Source organism: Xenococcus sp. PCC 7305 (genome assembly GCF_000332055.1).
GTDB lineage: Bacteria > Cyanobacteriota > Cyanobacteriia > Cyanobacteriales > Xenococcaceae > Xenococcus.
Genome location: NZ_ALVZ01000218.1, coordinates 21828 through 38577 on the forward strand (window position 1 = coordinate 21828; position 16750 = coordinate 38577).

At 40.4% G+C, this 16750-nt stretch carries 17 protein-coding genes; 9 read left to right on the forward strand and 8 right to left on the reverse strand.

Annotated features, from left to right (window positions below; all coding sequences use genetic code 11):
* Positions 1 to 13: 13 nt before the first annotated feature.
* The 3 genes from XEN7305_RS19450 to ctpA form a co-directional block, all read right to left on the reverse strand.
* Positions 14 to 2695, reverse strand: coding sequence for a mannosyl-oligosaccharide glucosidase (locus tag XEN7305_RS19450; protein ID WP_006511215.1), 2682 nt, complete (start codon positions 2693 to 2695; stop codon positions 14 to 16).
* Between the two features lie 10 nt (positions 2696 to 2705).
* Positions 2706 to 3269 carry a Uma2 family endonuclease gene (locus tag XEN7305_RS19455; RefSeq protein WP_006511216.1) on the reverse strand — a complete coding sequence of 188 codons (564 nt, stop codon included), beginning with the start codon at positions 3267 to 3269 and terminating at the stop codon, positions 2706 to 2708.
* A gap of 108 nt (positions 3270 to 3377) precedes the next feature.
* Positions 3378 to 4610: a carboxyl-terminal processing protease CtpA gene (gene ctpA / locus XEN7305_RS19460; protein ID WP_006511217.1), complete on the reverse strand. Its 1233-nt coding sequence runs from the start codon at positions 4608 to 4610 to the stop codon at positions 3378 to 3380.
* A gap of 310 nt (positions 4611 to 4920) precedes the next feature.
* Between ctpA and petB the strand changes: the two genes are divergently transcribed.
* Both petB and petD read left to right on the forward strand, forming a co-directional pair.
* Entirely contained in the window at positions 4921 to 5589 is a 669-nt protein-coding gene (petB, locus tag XEN7305_RS19465) for a cytochrome b6 (RefSeq protein ID WP_006511218.1), read from the forward strand.
* 145 nt (positions 5590 to 5734) lie between these two features.
* Entirely contained in the window at positions 5735 to 6217 is a 483-nt protein-coding gene (gene petD / locus XEN7305_RS19470; RefSeq protein ID WP_006511219.1) for a cytochrome b6-f complex subunit IV, read from the forward strand.
* Between the two features lie 264 nt (positions 6218 to 6481).
* Here the strand turns inward: petD and XEN7305_RS19475 are convergent, their stop codons facing one another.
* The 3 genes from XEN7305_RS19475 to XEN7305_RS19485 are packed head-to-tail and all read right to left on the reverse strand — an operon-like array spanning position 6482 to position 7228.
* The gene (locus tag XEN7305_RS19475) at positions 6482 to 6700 is read right to left on the reverse strand and encodes a DUF2283 domain-containing protein (protein ID WP_006511220.1); all 219 of its coding nucleotides are present in this window, start codon (positions 6698 to 6700) and stop codon (positions 6482 to 6484) included.
* 2 nt (positions 6701 to 6702) lie between these two features.
* Positions 6703 to 6936: a hypothetical protein gene (locus XEN7305_RS19480; RefSeq protein ID WP_006511221.1), complete on the reverse strand. Its 234-nt coding sequence runs from the start codon at positions 6934 to 6936 to the stop codon at positions 6703 to 6705.
* A gap of 40 nt (positions 6937 to 6976) precedes the next feature.
* Positions 6977 to 7228 carry a hypothetical protein gene (locus XEN7305_RS19485; protein ID WP_006511222.1) on the reverse strand — a complete coding sequence of 84 codons (252 nt, stop codon included), beginning with the start codon at positions 7226 to 7228 and terminating at the stop codon, positions 6977 to 6979.
* A 430-nt stretch (positions 7229 to 7658) separates the two neighbouring features.
* On the opposite strand from XEN7305_RS19485, the gene XEN7305_RS19490 reads away from it, so the two are divergent.
* The 7 genes from XEN7305_RS19490 to XEN7305_RS19520 all read left to right on the forward strand — a co-directional run bounded on the left by XEN7305_RS19490 (position 7659) and on the right by XEN7305_RS19520 (position 15973).
* Positions 7659 to 8852 (forward strand): ABC transporter substrate-binding protein, encoded by a 1194-nt coding sequence (locus XEN7305_RS19490; protein WP_006511223.1) that lies wholly within the window; start codon positions 7659 to 7661, stop codon positions 8850 to 8852.
* Positions 8853 to 9109: 257 nt separating this feature from the next.
* Complete coding sequence (locus tag XEN7305_RS19495; RefSeq protein WP_006511224.1) at positions 9110 to 9565, forward strand: hypothetical protein; 456 nt, start codon at positions 9110 to 9112, stop codon at positions 9563 to 9565.
* 97 nt (positions 9566 to 9662) lie between these two features.
* A complete protein-coding gene (locus tag XEN7305_RS19500) occupies positions 9663 to 10445 on the forward strand; it encodes a pentapeptide repeat-containing protein (RefSeq protein ID WP_040898708.1) in 783 nt (260 codons plus the stop codon).
* 36 nt (positions 10446 to 10481) lie between these two features.
* Entirely contained in the window at positions 10482 to 11999 is a 1518-nt protein-coding gene (locus XEN7305_RS19505) for an ammonium transporter (RefSeq protein ID WP_006511226.1), read from the forward strand.
* A gap of 151 nt (positions 12000 to 12150) precedes the next feature.
* A complete protein-coding gene (locus XEN7305_RS19510; RefSeq protein WP_006511227.1) occupies positions 12151 to 12459 on the forward strand; it encodes a DUF4212 domain-containing protein in 309 nt (102 codons plus the stop codon).
* A gap of 203 nt (positions 12460 to 12662) precedes the next feature.
* On the forward strand, positions 12663 to 14354 hold the full coding sequence (locus XEN7305_RS19515; protein ID WP_006511228.1) for a sodium:solute symporter family protein: 1692 nt from the start codon (positions 12663 to 12665) through the stop codon (positions 14352 to 14354).
* Positions 14355 to 14620: 266 nt separating this feature from the next.
* Complete coding sequence (locus XEN7305_RS19520) at positions 14621 to 15973, forward strand: OB-fold nucleic acid binding domain-containing protein (RefSeq protein WP_006511229.1); 1353 nt, start codon at positions 14621 to 14623, stop codon at positions 15971 to 15973.
* Here XEN7305_RS19520 and aroQ read toward each other — a convergent pair.
* Together aroQ and XEN7305_RS29360 are read right to left on the reverse strand one after the other, a co-directional pair.
* Positions 15959 to 16411: a type II 3-dehydroquinate dehydratase gene (aroQ, locus tag XEN7305_RS19525; protein ID WP_006511230.1), complete on the reverse strand. Its 453-nt coding sequence runs from the start codon at positions 16409 to 16411 to the stop codon at positions 15959 to 15961. The genes XEN7305_RS19520 and aroQ overlap by 15 nt on opposite strands.
* A gap of 19 nt (positions 16412 to 16430) precedes the next feature.
* Positions 16431 to 16574, reverse strand: coding sequence for a hypothetical protein (locus XEN7305_RS29360; RefSeq protein WP_006511231.1), 144 nt, complete (start codon positions 16572 to 16574; stop codon positions 16431 to 16433).
* Between the last annotated feature and the right edge of the window lie 176 nt (positions 16575 to 16750).

A 16750-nucleotide genomic window follows, 5' to 3' on the forward strand; every position in this document is an offset into this window, starting at 1 on the left:
ACAATGCTATTCCTCAGCAAGTTTCTTTCTGACAATACTGCATATATTCCCCACTTTGTTGAATCAATTTAGCAACCAATCCCGTCCATCCCGTTTGATGACTAGCACCAATTCCCGCTCCATTATCCCCATGAAAATACTCATAGAAAAGGATGAGGTTTTGCCAGTGGAGATCGCTTTGGAACTGTTCCGTTGCACCATAAACTGCTCTTTTTCCCTGACTATCTTTGAGGAAAATACGAGTTAGTCGATAGGAAATCTCCTGAGATACTTCCCATAAATTCATCCAGTTTCCCGAACCTGTGGGACATTCAACTTTAAAATCATCCCCCAGATAGTGATGGAACTTTTGCAGAGATTCGATCAGTAAATAATTTACTGGCATCCAAACAGGACCACGCCAATTGGAATTTCCCCCAAATAAACCACTACTAGATTCTGCTGGTTCATAATCTACACGATGTTGAGTGCCATCTACATCAAAAGTATAGGGATTATCTTTGTGGTAGCGAGATAAAGCACGAATGCCATAGGGGCCAAAAAATTCATTTTCGTCGAGCAACTTTGTTAGAATACGGCGTAATTTATCAACCGCGACATATTCTCCGACAGTTACATAACATAAAGCCAGCATTCTTCTTGCCCCGACGCCTTTACTTTCCATGCAGGCTACATTATGTTTAAGCTTCGGACGATTATTAATAAACCATTCTAGTCTTCTTTTAAAATTAGGCAATTTATCAAGAACTTCTGGCTCCAGAGTGGTCACCGCAAATAAAGGAATTAAGCCTACCATTGAGCGGACTTTTAACTTAATCTTCTGTTCACCAGGAAGATGCAAAACATCATAGAAGAAGCCATCTTCATCATCCCAAAGTTCAGTCTTATCTCCACCGATATTATTCATGGCATCGGCAATATAAAGAAAATGCTCAAAAAACTTAGTTGCCATATCTTCATAGACAGGATTTTCTAGAGCTAATTCTAAGGCAATAGTTAGCATATTTAGACAGTACATTGCCATCCAACTTGTACCATCTGCTTGTTTAATATATCCTCCTGTTGGCAAAGCAGAACTGCGATCAAATACTCCTATATTATCGAGGCCCAAAAATCCACCTTCAAAAATATTATTGCCATCAGTATCTTTACGATTTACCCACCAAGTAAAGTTAAGCAATAGCTTCTGAAATACTCTTTCTAAAAAAACGCGATCTCCCTGACCTTTATACTTTCTTTCTATCTGATAAACTCGCCAAGTCGCCCAGGCGTGAACTGGGGGATTCACATCACTAAAATTCCATTCATAGGCAGGAATTTGCCCATTGGGATGCATATACCATTCCCGCGTCATGATATCCAATTGATTTTTGGCAAAGTCAGGATCGACAATGGCTAAAGGAACACAATGAAATGCCAAATCCCAAGCCGCAAACCAAGGATATTCCCATTTGTCGGGCATGGAGATAATATCTTGATTATCGAGATGAATCCATTCTTTATTGCGACCTTTTTGTCGAGATTCTGGAGGCAATGGTTGATTATAATCGCCCTGCAACCATTCTTCTACTACGTAATGATAATATTGCTTGCTCCAGAGTAATCCCGCAAAAGCTTGTCTTTGAATATTTTGTAAGTCTGCGGTCAAACCTGAAGTTGTAATCTGCCGATAGAATTCTGAGGTTTCTTTGATTCTACTCGTAAATATTTGCTCAAAATCAGAACCTAGAGGTTGTTTTAAATTGGCATTTTTACAGAGCCTCAGTTTAACTACTATGCTCGATTGGGCTTCAATATTTAATATATAATGTGGCGAAAATTTGGTGCCTGTTTGCTCAGGATTTACCGCGTCTTGTTCCTGATTTATAACATAGTTGTTGATACCATCCTTGACATATTTATTGCCGTTATCATACCCAAAAATTGCTTGATAGTTAGTTTCGTTATCAGTGAACAATAATTCAGGATTTTCTTGACAATAAAAATAATAATCACCCAATTCTGAATGATGAGCTTTAATTAAAGTATTAGCATCATTGTTGCTTACTAAGTTTAGTTGGGGCTTCGATGCATCTTTAACCCAGGACCAAGTATTGCGAAACCATAGGGTAGGGAGTAAATGCAATATTTGACTTTCTTGGCTACGATTGTAAATCGTAATTTTGATTAAAATATCATCGATTGTATTTTTGGCATATTCGACAAAAACATCGTAATACTTATCCTGATCAAAAACATGAGTATCTAATAATTCAAATTCTGGATCTTGTCGAGTTTTATTGCTATTTTCACTCTCCAATAAACTGTAGGGATATTCAGTTTGGGGATATTTGTATAGTCCTTTCATATAGGAATGAGTGGGACTACTATCGAGGTAAAAATAATATTCTTTGACATCTTCACCATGATTGCCCTGATTGCCCGTTAGCCCGAAAAATCTTTCTTTTAAAATCGGATCTTGGCCATTCCATAAGGCGATCGCGAAACATAAATTTTGTTGGCGATCGCTAATCCCCAGAATTCCATCTTCGCCCCAACGATAGGCCCGCGATCGCGCTTGGTCATGACTGAAATATTCCCAAGCTTCCCCATAATCACTATAATCTTCCCTGACAGTTCCCCACTGGCGATCGCTTAAGTACGGCCCCCAATCTTGCCAACTATCTTGTTGTAATCGTTCAGCTTCTTTGGTCATTGACAATTAATTAGTTCCTCATATTGAGCCAACTGAAAACCTCAGATACAGTTAAATCTAATTCAATTGAATTTAAAACAGGTAAAGTATTGCTTCCTTGTAATAATAAGGGTTGTTGCCCTGCAAGAAAAACTAAAATACTACTATCGTTAGGGTCAATAAACCACCCCAATTGACTTCCAGAAGATAAGCAGTGAAGAATATTACCGATGACTTTGTTGGGCTTTTGTTCTGGAGAAAGGATTTCGATTGTCCAGTCGGGATGTAGGTAAAAATTGTCCTCTATTTCTCCGTTCTTATTAAAAGCAATATTCTGCCAGAGAAATACAGAGATATCGGGAATTAGCGATCTCCCACCAAAAGTACATCTTAATTCAGGAAAAGCATAGGCAATTTTTTGTGTTTCAGTAACTTCATTAATTACAGTACAAAGTTTGCCTTGTAAACGACTATGTCTTCCTTTTGGCATTGGTTTCTGAATGATTTCGCCGTTTATGTATTCTGTGGCTGGTTTGGTTTCAGGTAGCCGAAGAAATTCTTGTAAAGATATTGGTTGGGAAAGGGTACTCGTCATCTTCCATCTCAAATTTGCCAGAAGCCCTATTATATTAAAGATTTTACCGGAGTAATTGCTGAATTACCCCAGATTTTCCACATCTATCAAAGAAGTAAGCAAAAATCACTACACGGCATCAGCGACTAATCTCTTACTAGTGAGCAACTCGATCGCTTTTTGATATTGCAAATCTACTTTAGTCCCCACTTGACTAAAGGCGATCGGTTCTTGTTCTACTACAAAATCGGGTTCAATCCCTAACTTATTAATATCTGTATGATTCGGAGTCTCATATTTGGCAACGGTAACAGCAATTCCTGAATCATCAGGTAATTCAAATAAAGATTGAATCAATCCTTTGCCATAGGTAGTTTCTCCTACTAGAACTGCTCTTCCATTATCTTGCAGAGCCCCTGATAAAATTTCACTGGCACTAGCTGTCCCCTGATTCACCAAAATAACTAGGGGTGCATCGGTCAGTGAGCGCGTGTTTGCTTCAAAACTACCTAAAGTTCCCTGCCGATTGACTGTGTAAACTATAGTGCCGTCATCGAGCCATAATCTAGCTGTTTCAATTCCTGCTTGTAATAACCCACCAGGATTATTTCTTAAATCGAGAATATAGGCTGGAGCATTCAAATCCATGATGGCATGGGCTACTTCTTGAGTGGCTTGGGCACTGAATTCACTGAGACGGATATAACCGATCGCCTTTTCGTTGCGCTCGTCCAAATTGGCATAAACAGGATTGAGAGTTATGCGATCGCGAACAATTGCCAGAGTCTGAATACTATCAGCATCGCGATCGTGGTTTTCTACAGTTAAAAATACTGTAGTGCCAACAGGCCCCCTCATCTTTTCTGCGGCAGCATCGAGAGTGAGAGTACTCGTCGCAACACCATCAATTTCTAAAATATAATCTCTAGGGTGAATTCCTGCTGATTCTGCTGGAGAACCGACGATAGGTGTAATCACTTCAACCAAGTTGTTTTGAGGATCAAGGCTGATTTGTAAACCAACACCAAATAATTCTCCTGAAGTATTCACCTGTAGACTCTTATAGGCTTTTGGTCTCAGTAGTCTGGTAAAAGGATCGTCTAGCAGAGCTAACATTTCCTCAATGACATCATAGGTTTCCTGGCGATCGCGCATCGGCTTTTTAATAAATTCTTCCCGAGTAAACCACCAATTCTCCCCATTGAACGACTCGTCTACATAGGAGCGATTTACAATTCGCCAAGATTGTAGGAATAATTTCTGTTCTTTGGTAAATGCTTCTGCACGGGGAGCAAAGAACCAGAGAGAGGAAATTAAACACACAAAGACCAATAAAGAGACCCAAAAAGCTTTTTTAATCATAAGTACAAAACAATAAAATTAAGAGACCTTACCTTATCTTATTAGTTTATTTTAAAAAAAACTTAATCAACTGTTACAAAAATCTGCCAAAAAACTCATCTAAGATTCCCCAGACCCAATTACTTGGTCGTTGAGTATGAGAGAATATTCTGCAATAGATTCTGCGATCGATGCGCAGAGAGTCACCGTCTTAGAACAATGGTGCTTCCTCTGACTTCGCCATCATTGTAGCTTAAAGCTATGTTACATTTTTTAAAGGTCTAAATATTCATAGCTAGCCTTTAGTCAATTAATTCAGTTAATTTAGTTCATGTTTTCGAAACAAGTAACAGATTCCAAAGTTTATCAATGGTTTGATGAACGTCTAGAAGTTGGAGCAATTTCTGACGATATTTCTAGTAAATATGTACCACCCCATGTCAATATATTTTATTGTCTTGGTGGTATCACTCTAGTTTGCTTCCTAATTCAGTTTGCCACTGGATTTTGCATGACTTTCTACTACAAGCCTACTGTGGCCGATGCTTTTGCTTCAGTAGAATACATCATGAATGAAGTTAACTTTGGTTGGCTCATTCGTTCCGTTCATCGTTGGTCTGCCAGCATGATGGTTCTCATGATGATCCTACATGTTTTCCGCGTTTACTTAACTGGTGGATTTAAGAAACCTCGTGAGTTGACTTGGATTGCTGGAGTAGTAATGGCTGTGATCACAGTTAGCTTCGGTGTCACTGGATATTCTCTTCCTTGGGACCAAGTTGGTTACTGGGCGGTTAAGATTGTATCTGGAGTTCCCGCAGCAATTCCCGTTGTAGGCGACCAAATGGTTGAACTATTGCGTGGTGGTGTTAGCGTTGGTCAGTCCACTCTAACTCGCTTCTACAGTCTACATACTTTTGTCTTACCCTGGTTAATGGCAGTATTTATGTTGGCTCATTTCTTGATGATTCGGAAACAAGGTATTTCTGGTCCTTTGTAAAGTGATCTTTTAGTTATTGCCTGTTTAATAACTTCATCATTTACCATGGGTTTTAGAATCCCCAGTCCAAATCTCAATCTACAAATCAGTGTAATTCAACCCAGAGATCGCATCTGCTGATTCTGAGTCGATTAAGGAGAAACCAATGTCCACTTTAAAAAAACCCGATCTTAGTGATCCCGCATTACGCGCCAAGCTAGCTCAAGGGATGGGTCATAACTATTATGGCGAACCTGCTTGGCCAAACGACCTATTATATATTTTCCCTGTTGTGATTTTGGGAACTATCGGTTTGGTAGTCGGTTTAGCAGTCTTAGATCCTGCTCTAATCGGTGAGCCGGCTGATCCTTTTGCAACACCTTTGGAAATTTTGCCTGAATGGTATTTATATCCTGTCTTCCAAATCTTGCGCATTCTGCCTAACAAGCTACTCGGAATTGCTTGTCAAGGTGCAGTTCCCTTAGGTTTGATGCTAATTCCTTTCATTGAAAGTGTTAATAAGTTTCAAAACCCTTTCCGTCGTCCTATAGCAACCACTGTATTTATTTTTGGTACTTTGGTAACTATCTGGCTAGGAATTGGTGCTGCGATGCCTATTGATGAATCTTTGACTTTAGGTTTATTCTAAAAATCCTCTGGCAATAATTTTTGCTTAAGGTATTAAGGCGCTTGTGATTAAATTTTGTTTGGTGAATTTTCATCGGCAAATGCGATCGCAAGCGTTATTTGTTTATTGGGCTTTGCTCATTTGACTGTAACGGGACGTAGTTTTTTCTGAGTTTCAGAAATTATTGCTTCTATCGCTATTTATCAGATTTATCCAGAAGATAAGAATGAATAATGCAGATATCACATCAAGAAGCTTAAATAAAACTATAGTTAGTGTCAATCATTATTTAGCTAATGCAATTGAATTAATTGGTAAAGCTTCTGACTCCAAACGAGTTAGATCAACGACCTTACTAGCATGATCTATATCTATACCAACTAAATTACCCTTGTCATCAAAATCAAGTACGATACCAGAAGATATTTCCTGGGAATTAGTACTAGGTTTTTCTATAAGGCTAATATATAGTGAGTCTGTTTCGGGATAATAATTGAATTTCATAGTTACTGGATCTTAAAATTTCGGTCTGGAAAAGCATTATGAATTGTTTCTCCATCTTCTAGCGTAACAACCCTGAGATATTTACCAAGTTCAGCAATGTATGTCCAATGACGAATTCGCCCATTAGGTTGGATTGCTTTTTTTACAGGCTCTAGAATAGCTTTTTGACACCATTCTCTCTTAAGATAAGGTCTTTTTAATAATACTTGTTCCTCAAAATAACGAGTTGTTTTCAAGATAACTGTCCTTGTTCACAAAGGCGAATGATTTTACCTTTCATTGTTTCATGATTGAATTATCTAAACTGATTCTCTCTTGCTGTTGAGGAGGAGAGGGTTTGAATCGCAATTTTACCCAGGAGATAGCGCTTAATAATACAGGTGCCACAAAGGCCAAGACAATAATGACTGCCGCTACTTGAAATATCAGCGGTCTTTTTCTGCCTTGAGTTGGATGTTCACAACTAAGGCAAATCTCTGCCTGATCGCTATTTAGTGAGCCACATACTTTACACGGAACTAATGCCATTTATCTAAACTAAATTATGCTAGCAAAATATATTTTACCTTTTACATCTGCCCTCTGCCTTCAAACTAAAATCTTGTAGTTTCCTTAATTCCCCAAGTTAACCCAGATCCTAGCGCTAGAATCAGTAACAGCAAAATGATACCTCCAGGAAGGAAGGATAATATGCCGACTCCTCGAAGAAAGTAAACCACCAGGAAGCTGATTAAAGAAAGCAGAAATAGTTTTAAGAGCACCGATCGCGTTTTAAATTATCTTTATAAATACAAGCACTATCATCATAATCGATAGTAATTGAGATGTATTGAATATAGTAACCGTGTTGGATATTAATTTCCCTTCATTGAAAAAACAAGCTAGTAAATGTCTTAAATTGATATGTATCTTGATATTGTGTAGCAGCTTATTCCTCAGTGGTTGTCAACCTCAGGATATGACAGATAGTCAAGTTACCAAAATTACTTTGTGGCATGGAATCAATCCGCCAGAAAATCGTGATATTTTCAATGAGTTGGTAGCAAAGTTTAACCAGGAACATGCTGATATTGAAGTCGAAGCTTTGTATATCGGGCAACCAGATGCCCAGTTACCGAAAATTTTTGCGGCCAGTGTCAGTGGAGAAGCCCCTGATATGCTTTGGTTTGTGGCTCAGTTGACAGGCGAGTTGGCCAAACTTGGGGCTTTATTACCATTAGAAAATTGGTTAGATAGTTCACCAATTAAAGCTGAAATAGATCCAACCATGTTTTCGAGCATGGAATTGAACGGACATATTTATTCGATTCCCTTTGCGACCAATAATGCAGCGATTTTTTATCGTCCTAGTCTCTTTGCCGAGGCTGGGATTGCAGAAATTCCCCAAACTTGGCAAGAGTTTAAACTTGCAGCACAAAAGCTAACTAAAGATACAAACAATGACGGCCGAATTGATCAGCATGGAATCTTTTTGTCTCTAGGTAAAGGAGAATGGACAGTATTTGTTTGGTTACCGTTTATTTATAGTGCGGGGGGAAATTTATTAGTTGATCGCCAACCCAATTTAGTAAACGAAGGTGCGATCGCAGCTTTGCAATTAGGCGCAGATCTGGTGGCGGAAAAATGGGCGATTTTATCTGCTCCCGAAAGAGGTTATGAAATGGATGATTTTCTCTCAGGAAAAGCAGCAATGCAGGTGACAGGGCCTTGGACTTTGGGTCAATTATCGCAGCTAGATATCGACTATGGCGTTTTCCCAATTCCCGAGTTAGAAACTCCCGCAGCAGTCTTGGGCGGAGAAAATCTATTTGTTTTTAAATCTAATCCCCAAAGAGAACAAGCTAGTTTAAAGTTCCTAGAATATGTCTTGAGTGAGGATTTTCAGACAATTTGGGCTTTAAAAACTGGATATTTACCGATTAACATCAAATCTCAAGAAAGCGAGCTTTATCAAAAGTTTGTTCAGGAAAATCCCGTACTGGAGGTCTTTTTAGACCAGATGAAGTATACGCGATCGCGTCCCATTATCCCGAAATATACTCGTTTGTCGGAAAATTTAGGAAGAGCAATTGAAGCTGCTCTACTTGGTGCCCAAACTCCTGAAGAAGCTTTAACGCGATCGCAAAAACGACTAGAGCTAATTTTTGATTAGTGGTAAAGCTTGTGTGCAAACAATTATCAATTATTGCCGATTCTTCTTAATTGTAAAAAAAACTAACCTTGTAAGAACTACCCTCTGCCCTCGTTACATTTCTTAAACTTCAGCTCCTAACGGTTTCGCTATAGTTTAAGTGTGCGTAATTTTACGGTTACAAAATAAATTCAAATTTTACGAATAAGCAAACTTTATCAGGACTGCCTATTCCCTGTTCCCTGTTCCCTATCTAAAAATAAGCCCTCTGAGTCCTCATGAAAAAACTAAATATTTTATTAATCTCCTTAGCCAGTATTGGTTTTATCGGGTCTTTGCTTCCCAATCTTGTCAACCCAGAAAAAGCTGTTGCACAGTCCGACTGCTATATGGTTGGAGTAAATGGGGAATACACTGATTTATCTTCAATCTGCGACGCTCCCAGACCAGTTCGTTCCAGTCGCTCTAGAAGAGCCAGTGAAGGAGGAAATATATCCAACGCTAATGTAATTGACAATCTGCCACCAATTCAAATCATTAATAATAATTCTCCTCGTAGATATGTAACTCTGACGAGGAAAAATACCACAATCATCCGCCATCGGGGAACCATCAGACATAACTTTCTCGATTCGATAAGCGGTCGCTACAATAACACTGGAAACCGAATCCTAACTATTAGCGATCCCTATTTCAGTGGCAGCGAACCTATTATTTATCGCTATCGAAGATAACTGATTACTGTTGACTAATAACTGTTTACTGAAAATGACGTTCTTCGTGAGCAAAGCTAGAATAGCGGAATCTTCTCCTAGACTGGATTTTAGCCCTATGAAAAATACTATAGTCGGAACTCTAGCTCTGCTTAGCGCGATCGCGATCGCTAATCCTATTCAAGCGGAAAATCTCAACCATCTCAACCAACTATTAGGCAGCAAAAAATGTAGTCAATGCGACCTCAGCAGTGCAGGCTTGGTGCTCGCTAATTTGGCTGGTGCGGATTTGACTGGTGCGAACTTGGTTAATGCTAATCTCTCGCAAGCTAATCTGACGGGCGCAAATCTGACTGGAGCTAATCTTACAGGAGCTTCTTTATTCGGAGCCAACCTCAGTGGAGCAATTTTGACAGATGCTACCTTGACCGGAACTGATTTAAGGAATGCTTATTTGTTAAATGCTCAGATAGAAGGAGTAGATCTTAATAGTGCCAATCTCAATGGGGTTAAAGGGATTTCTCTCGAAGCAGGAACCGCAGAACAGTTCCATCGTTGGGGAGTTAGGGAGAATGAGCGTGGGAACTACCGAGCTGCGATCGCCCATTACCATCGGGCAATTAATCTCGACCCCGAATTTGCTCCTGCTTATTTGGGGTTAGGAGTCATCTACTACAAACATGATGAGCATTCCAAGGCGATCGCAAATACCGAACTTGCAGTACAACTCTTTGAAGAACAGGAAAATCAACTAGGGCATCAAAGCTCGTCCCAATTCCTTGAAAATATGGAATTAGCTCTTCAAATAGAAGCAGATATTGAGAAAAGAGAACGCGGTGCTGCGAATGTTGGTAAGTTTATGGGGGGAGTTGGCTCTTTATTATTACAATTATTGTTGTAGATCAAGCCTTGCTAGATAACGAGACTAAGGAAAAATTTGCTCACTCCCAAACGTATCACTTTTTATCTCTGCTTATTTGTCGTCACTTTGGTTGGGGTTTTATCTTTTCATCCCCTAGCTAGAGCCCAAACTATTAACTCCCTCGAAGCTGATTATATTAATCTTGTCTGGCTGATTATTGCTGGTGCATTAGTGTTTTTTATGAATGCTGGTTTTGCGATGCTCGAAGCTGGTATTTGTCAGACCAGAAATGCCGTCAATGTTCTAGCCAAAAATCTCATTGTCTTTTGTGTTTCCATCCTAGCCTTTTGGTGGTTGGGTTTTGGACTTATGTTTGGTGATGGCAATGGGATTTTGGGGCAGGAAGGCTTCTTTTTTCAAACATTTGCTACTCCTCTAAATAATTATTTCCCTGCTGGATTTGAACAGATAGCCCAATTGAATCCGGGCAGATCTTTTCTGGGCATCTTCTTTTTCCAACTGGTCTTTGCTGGAACTTCTGCAACTATCGTTTCTGGTGCTGTTGCTGAGCGCATTAAGTTTTGGGCTTTTTTTTGGTTTAGTTTTTGTTTGGTAGGCATTGCCTATCCCATCGCTGGTCGTTGGGTTTGGGGCCCTGATGGTTGGTTAGCTAGTAATCTTAATTTTCTCGATTTTGCTGGTTCAACGGTAGTTCATTCAGTTGGCGGGACAGCCGGTTTGTTAGGCACAATGCTTTTGGGGCCAAGAATAGGCTGGCAAGGATACGAATCAAATCAGAAGGATAAAGAGCAATTTTCTGGTGCAACTAAGGAGTTTGCGCCCTACAACCTGACTTTTTCCACTTTGGGTTGTTTGATTCTCTGGCTCGGTTGGTTAGGCTTCAATGGCGGTTCTGTTAAATCGATAGCTCATATTCCCCATGTAATTGTCACAACTATGATTGCGGCGGCTTCTGGTGGGGTTTTTATTTTACTGTTGCGAGGTCTGCGCCGCGATAAACCACCATTACCTTTAGTGATTAACGGTATTCTGGGTGGTTTGGTAGGGATTACGGCATCTTCAGCCTATGTAACTCTTGGCGTGGCAATGTTTATCGGTGCGGTAAGTGGTTTATGTGTGATTTTGGCCGACGCTTTATTAGAATATTATCGGATTGATGATCCTGTAGGAGTTGTTCCTGTCCATCTTGGTTGTGGAGTTTGGGGTACTTTTGCTGTCGGTTTATTTGTCAATCAATTACCACCTTATATTGAGCAAGAAGTAAATCGAGCTGAACAGATTTTGGGTCAATTGGTTGGCATACTTTCGGTTCAAGCTTTAACCATTGTCTTGTGTTTACTTTTTTGGCTGGGTATTGGGATGATTCTCTATCTTGTTGAATTGTTCAATGAAAAACTTAAGCGATCTCAGAATAATCAAGTTCCCCCCAGCAGAAATAAATATCAATCGGAAAGTTTAATTCCCGAGTCTCCTTTGCAAAGGGTAATCAAATATTTCAATATTGCCAGAGAAGCTTTGAGAGTTTCCGCCGCAGAAGAAAAAACTGGTAGTGATGGGACTTTCCAAGCATGAGGAGTAATCTGAACTTATTACGGTTGTAATAACTGATATTTTACTAGATTGAGATCAGTCAATAAACTCAATACAAAAATTCACAAAAATTGCTGATAATTACCAATTCCCTGTAGACTCTAGCCTTAAGTAAAAAACTAGGGTTTTTTGTATGTCAAATTCAGGACAAGAGTCTTCTAACGAAGAAAATCTCTCCCCAGAAACCAAAGAAGAAAGAGCAAGAGAGCAAAGATACTGGAATGCTAATGTGCGATTAATTCGCAATTTATTAATTATTTGGGTGTTTGTTTCCCTCGGTTGTGGCATTCTCTTGGTGCCGCTATTAAATAATCTCGCCATCGGAAATCTGCCTTTCGGTTTTTGGATGGCACAACAAGGTTCAATTTTTATCTTTGTGATTCTCATTTTTGTCTATGCCATCAGAATGGACAAACTCGATCGCCGATATCGCAGAAAATAGCAATTAAATCGAAGGCAGAAGAATGAAGGCAGAAGGTAACTGGCATAGTGGCTGAGTCTAATTCTCCCACTATGCCCTGTTCCACTTAAAGAAGTGGAGGAATTCAACCTAAAGGGATAAGTTAGAAGTAGTTTTATCCTTCTGCCCTCTGCCCTCTGCCTTCAAGGGCGAAGCCCCGTTAAAAACTAATTTAAAAATATATTATGACAGTCGAAACTTGGACTACAATTTTTGTCATTATCTCTTTTATCGTTTATCTCTATATTGGTTGGAAATCGCGAGTTCGAGATAGCAAAGGCTTTTTTGTTGCTGATCGTGGAGTTCCCGCGATCGCCAATGGTGCCGCAACTGCTGCTGATTGGATGTCTGCTGCTTCTTTTATTTCGATGGCCGGGCTCATTTCCTTTTTGGGGTACGATGGCTCGATGTATTTAATGGGTTGGACAGGCGGCTTTGTCTTGCTTGCTTTGTTACTTGCTCCCTATTTACGGAAATTTGGCAAATATACCGTTCCTGATTTTGTCGGCGATCGCTATTATTCAGTTTGGGCTAGGTTAGTTGCCGTGGTCGCGGCGATTTTCGTGTCTCTAACCTATGTAGCAGGCCAAATGCGTGGGGTGGGGATTGTTTTCAGTCGTTTTCTCCAGGTAGATATCAATACTGGGGTGATTATTGGGATGATAATCGTCGCTTTTTTTGCCGTACTAGGAGGCATGAAAGGGATTACCTGGACGCAAGTAGCACAATATGGAGTGTTGATTGTTGCCTATTTGATACCGGCGATCGCGATCGCCTTTATTCTCACAGGAAATCCCATCCCCCAATTAGCTTTTGGCTTTAGTGATATTGTCGAGAAATTAAATCAGGTTCAAGTCGATTTAGGATTTGCCGAATATACGCAACCCTTTGTCAATAAATCCATGTTGGATGTGCTGTTTATCACAATCGCTCTCATGGTGGGCACAGCAGGTTTACCCCATGTAATCGTGCGTTTTTACACTGTCCCCTCAGCCCGTGCCGCCCGCTATTCGGCAGGTTGGGCCTTGCTTTTTATTGCCATTCTCTACACAACTGCCCCTGCGGTATCGGCCTTTGCGCGATATAACCTGATTGATAGTCTACACGATAAAACCATTGCCCAAGTTCAGGAGTTGGATTGGGCAACTAAATGGTCTAATACAGGTTTACTTGGTTTTGAAGATAAAAATAATAACGGCAAAATTGAATTGACCCCAGACAAAGCGACCAGTGAGATTACCATCGATCGCGATATTATTGTGCTCTCGACTCCAGAAGTGGCCAAACTTGCTCCTTGGGTGATTGCCCTAGTGGCCGCAGGTGGGCTGGCTGCTGCTCTATCTACCGCTTCAGGTTTATTATTGGTGATTTCTAGTTCGATCGCCCATGATGTTTACTATCGCATTATTAATCCCCAAGCTACAGAAAATCAGCGGGTGATGGTGGGTCGGATTATGGTGATCTTTGCGATCGCGATCGCCGGCTATGTGGGCATCAATCCTCCCGGTTTTGTCGCTCAGGTTGTGGCCTTTGCCTTTGGTTTAGCTGCTGCTAGTTTTTTCCCTGTAATTCTCCTGGGCATTTTTGATCGTCGCACCAATCGAGAAGGGGCAATTTCCGGGATGATTATTGGCTTGCTATTTACGATTTTCTACATCATTGGCGTGAAATTCTATGGCATGTCAACTTGGTTTTTCGGAATCTCTCCCGAAGGCATTGGCACAGTGGGGATGCTTCTCAACTTTGTCGTGACCTATACTGTTTCTCGCTTAACGCCTCCACCACCATTAGAAGTTCAAGCAATGGTTGCGAGGTTACGTTCTCCTGAAGGAAATGGAGTAGGTCTTAGTGATCTAGGGGAAGAACAGTTAGATTGAGGTAACGTAGGTTAAGAGTCAAGAGCCCCTGACGGGGTGAAGGCAGAGGGCAGAGGGCAGAGGGCAGAAGGAAAAAATACCTCGAAAATAAAGGGCTAGAAACCAATGATAGCAAGACTTTTAGTGAATTTTGTTGATTTTTTAGCTTCTGAAGAGTCAAGAGTCAAGAGTCAAAAGTCTTTTAGAATAGAGATCTCAATATTTTTGAATAGGTGTTGTATTTACGCCCACATTCACTAGTGTAGATTAGACAATTTACGAAATATATGGTTAAAATCGTTAGTCGCAAATCTTTAGGAACTCAAACTGTATATGATCTTGGAGTTGCCAGAGATCATAATTTTTTATTGGCTAATGGTACTGTTGCTTCTAATTGTTTTAATAAATCTCACTCCACTGCCTATGCCTATGTTACCTATCAGACTGCCTATCTGAAAGCTAATTATCCGACGGAATATATGACAGCACTACTGACTGCTAGTAGTGGCAATCAGGACAAAATTGATAAATATCGGGAAAACTGCCAAAGAATGGGCATTGATGTCCTGGCACCGGATATTAATCGCTCTCAAAACGATTTTGTCCCCTTCTCGGAAGAACAGCAAATACTTTTTGGTCTATCGGCAGTAAAAAATTTGGGACAGGCTGCAATTGAAAATATCCTCGAAGCCAGAGAAGAAGCCGGCGGAACCTTCGAGTCCTTAGCGGATTTTTGCGATCGCGTAGATCTGCGGGTTGTCAATAGTCGGGCCCTCGAAACCCTAATTTATTCTGCTGCTTTTGATGGGATTAATACTAATCGCAGACAGTTAGTCAATGATCTCGAATTACTTGTTCCCTGGGCACAAAAAAAGACCAAAGAACGAGCTAGTGGTCAACTGAATATATTTGACATGATGAGTGGCACAGAAACTGAGCAATCTGATGATAGTTTTCAAGAAGCCCCCAGCGCGCCCCCAGTAGAAGATTATCCTCTGCAAGAAAAGCTCAAATTAGAGAAGGAATATTTAGGATTTTATATTACGGATCATCCTCTCAAAGCGGCAACTCAAGCAGCCCAAATTCTTTCTCCGATTAACCTTAGTCAACTTGCTGAGCAGAATTCTCGTCAAAAAGTCAGTGCAGTGGTGATGTTAACGGCCGTTAAAAGAATTATCACCAAAAAAGGCACTCCCATGGCATTCCTTTCCCTAGAAGATATCACCACAGGAGATGTTGAAGGAACAGTCTTTCCTAGCACCTATGAAAAAATCGACCCTTTATTACAGGAAAATGCGCGCCTGATTATTTGGGGTAAGGTTCAAAAAAGAGATGACAAATATCAGTTAATTATTGACGATGCTGAGCCGATTGAAAAAGTCAAAATGCTCATGCTCGAAATTGAACCCGAACATATCTTAGATCCCTCTCGGCAATATCATCTCAAAACGATTTTGCAGGAACAAGCGGGGGAGAAAAAACAAGGAAGAATTCCGGTCGTAGCGATCATCCAACAAGGACAATACCGCCAATTTATTCGTCTAGGCCCGCAATATTGGGTGCAAGATGAAACTATTGCAATTAACAGATTAACGCGATCGGGTTTTGCGGTACGCACCGAGCCCCTAGTTTCCCTGTGATTTTAGGTGGGTCACTAAAGCTTGTAAGCCTAAAAGATAGCTATTGGCACCAAAACCACTAATTTGGCCAATCGCGATCGCAGCAATATAAGAATGGTGGCGAAACTCTTCTCGACGATATATATTACTGAGATGAACTTCTACAGTTGGAATAGCCACCCCAGCAAGAGCATCACGAATTGCTACACTTGTATGAGTATAAGCCCCTGCGTTAATGATGATTCCCTGGTGCTTCCCTTGAGCTTGGTGAATGGCATCTACCAAGGCACCCTCATGATTCGACTGCAAGCAAGACAAACCTACCTGCAATCTTTGAGCTTCTTGTTGCAGACTCTCGTTTACTTGAGCCAGGGTCGTCGAGCCATAGGTTTGAGGTTCTCTAATGCCCAAAAGATTGAGATTCGGCCCATGAATGGCTAAAATGCTTATTTGATCCAAAATTAATAGCTATATACAATCAGCGATAGTTACGAGATCTGCGATCGTTAACAGGAATTGGAATCAGCTCTGGTTCTGTTTCTACTTCAGGACCGGCAAGCACATCCATAACTTTTCGTGCTAATTCTCGTAATTTTCCTAGTAGTTCTTCTAAATAGTCCATCAATCAGACGGCTCCTGTAAAATTTTTTTACTATTTAATAAACATGCAACCAAGGGTAAAGATAATCCCAAACTCACTTAAACCTTAGTTATTTAAGTTAGGTTTTCGTTCTAGTCTCGATTGCACAACTAATGATTACGGCTATTGCCCCAAGCTTAGTTTATCAGACTAATATC

Coding starts and splice junctions, on each gene's coding strand:
- XEN7305_RS19450 (WP_006511215.1), bottom strand. CDS start 2,695: ATGACCAAAGAAGCTGAACGATTACAACAAGATAGTTGGCAAGATTGG.
- XEN7305_RS19455 (WP_006511216.1), bottom strand. CDS start 3,269: ATGACGAGTACCCTTTCCCAACCAATATCTTTACAAGAATTTCTTCGG.
- ctpA (WP_006511217.1), bottom strand. CDS start 4,610: ATGATTAAAAAAGCTTTTTGGGTCTCTTTATTGGTCTTTGTGTGTTTA.
- petB (WP_006511218.1), top strand. CDS start 4,921: ATGTTTTCGAAACAAGTAACAGATTCCAAAGTTTATCAATGGTTTGAT.
- petD (WP_006511219.1), top strand. CDS start 5,735: ATGTCCACTTTAAAAAAACCCGATCTTAGTGATCCCGCATTACGCGCC.
- XEN7305_RS19475 (WP_006511220.1), bottom strand. CDS start 6,700: ATGAAATTCAATTATTATCCCGAAACAGACTCACTATATATTAGCCTT.
- XEN7305_RS19485 (WP_006511222.1), bottom strand. CDS start 7,228: ATGGCATTAGTTCCGTGTAAAGTATGTGGCTCACTAAATAGCGATCAG.
- XEN7305_RS19490 (WP_006511223.1), top strand. CDS start 7,659: ATGACAGATAGTCAAGTTACCAAAATTACTTTGTGGCATGGAATCAAT.
- XEN7305_RS19495 (WP_006511224.1), top strand. CDS start 9,110: ATGAAAAAACTAAATATTTTATTAATCTCCTTAGCCAGTATTGGTTTT.
- XEN7305_RS19500 (WP_040898708.1), top strand. CDS start 9,663: ATGAAAAATACTATAGTCGGAACTCTAGCTCTGCTTAGCGCGATCGCG.
- XEN7305_RS19510 (WP_006511227.1), top strand. CDS start 12,151: ATGTCAAATTCAGGACAAGAGTCTTCTAACGAAGAAAATCTCTCCCCA.
- XEN7305_RS19515 (WP_006511228.1), top strand. CDS start 12,663: ATGACAGTCGAAACTTGGACTACAATTTTTGTCATTATCTCTTTTATC.
- XEN7305_RS19520 (WP_006511229.1), top strand. CDS start 14,621: ATGGTTAAAATCGTTAGTCGCAAATCTTTAGGAACTCAAACTGTATAT.
- XEN7305_RS29360 (WP_006511231.1), bottom strand. CDS start 16,574: ATGGACTATTTAGAAGAACTACTAGGAAAATTACGAGAATTAGCACGA.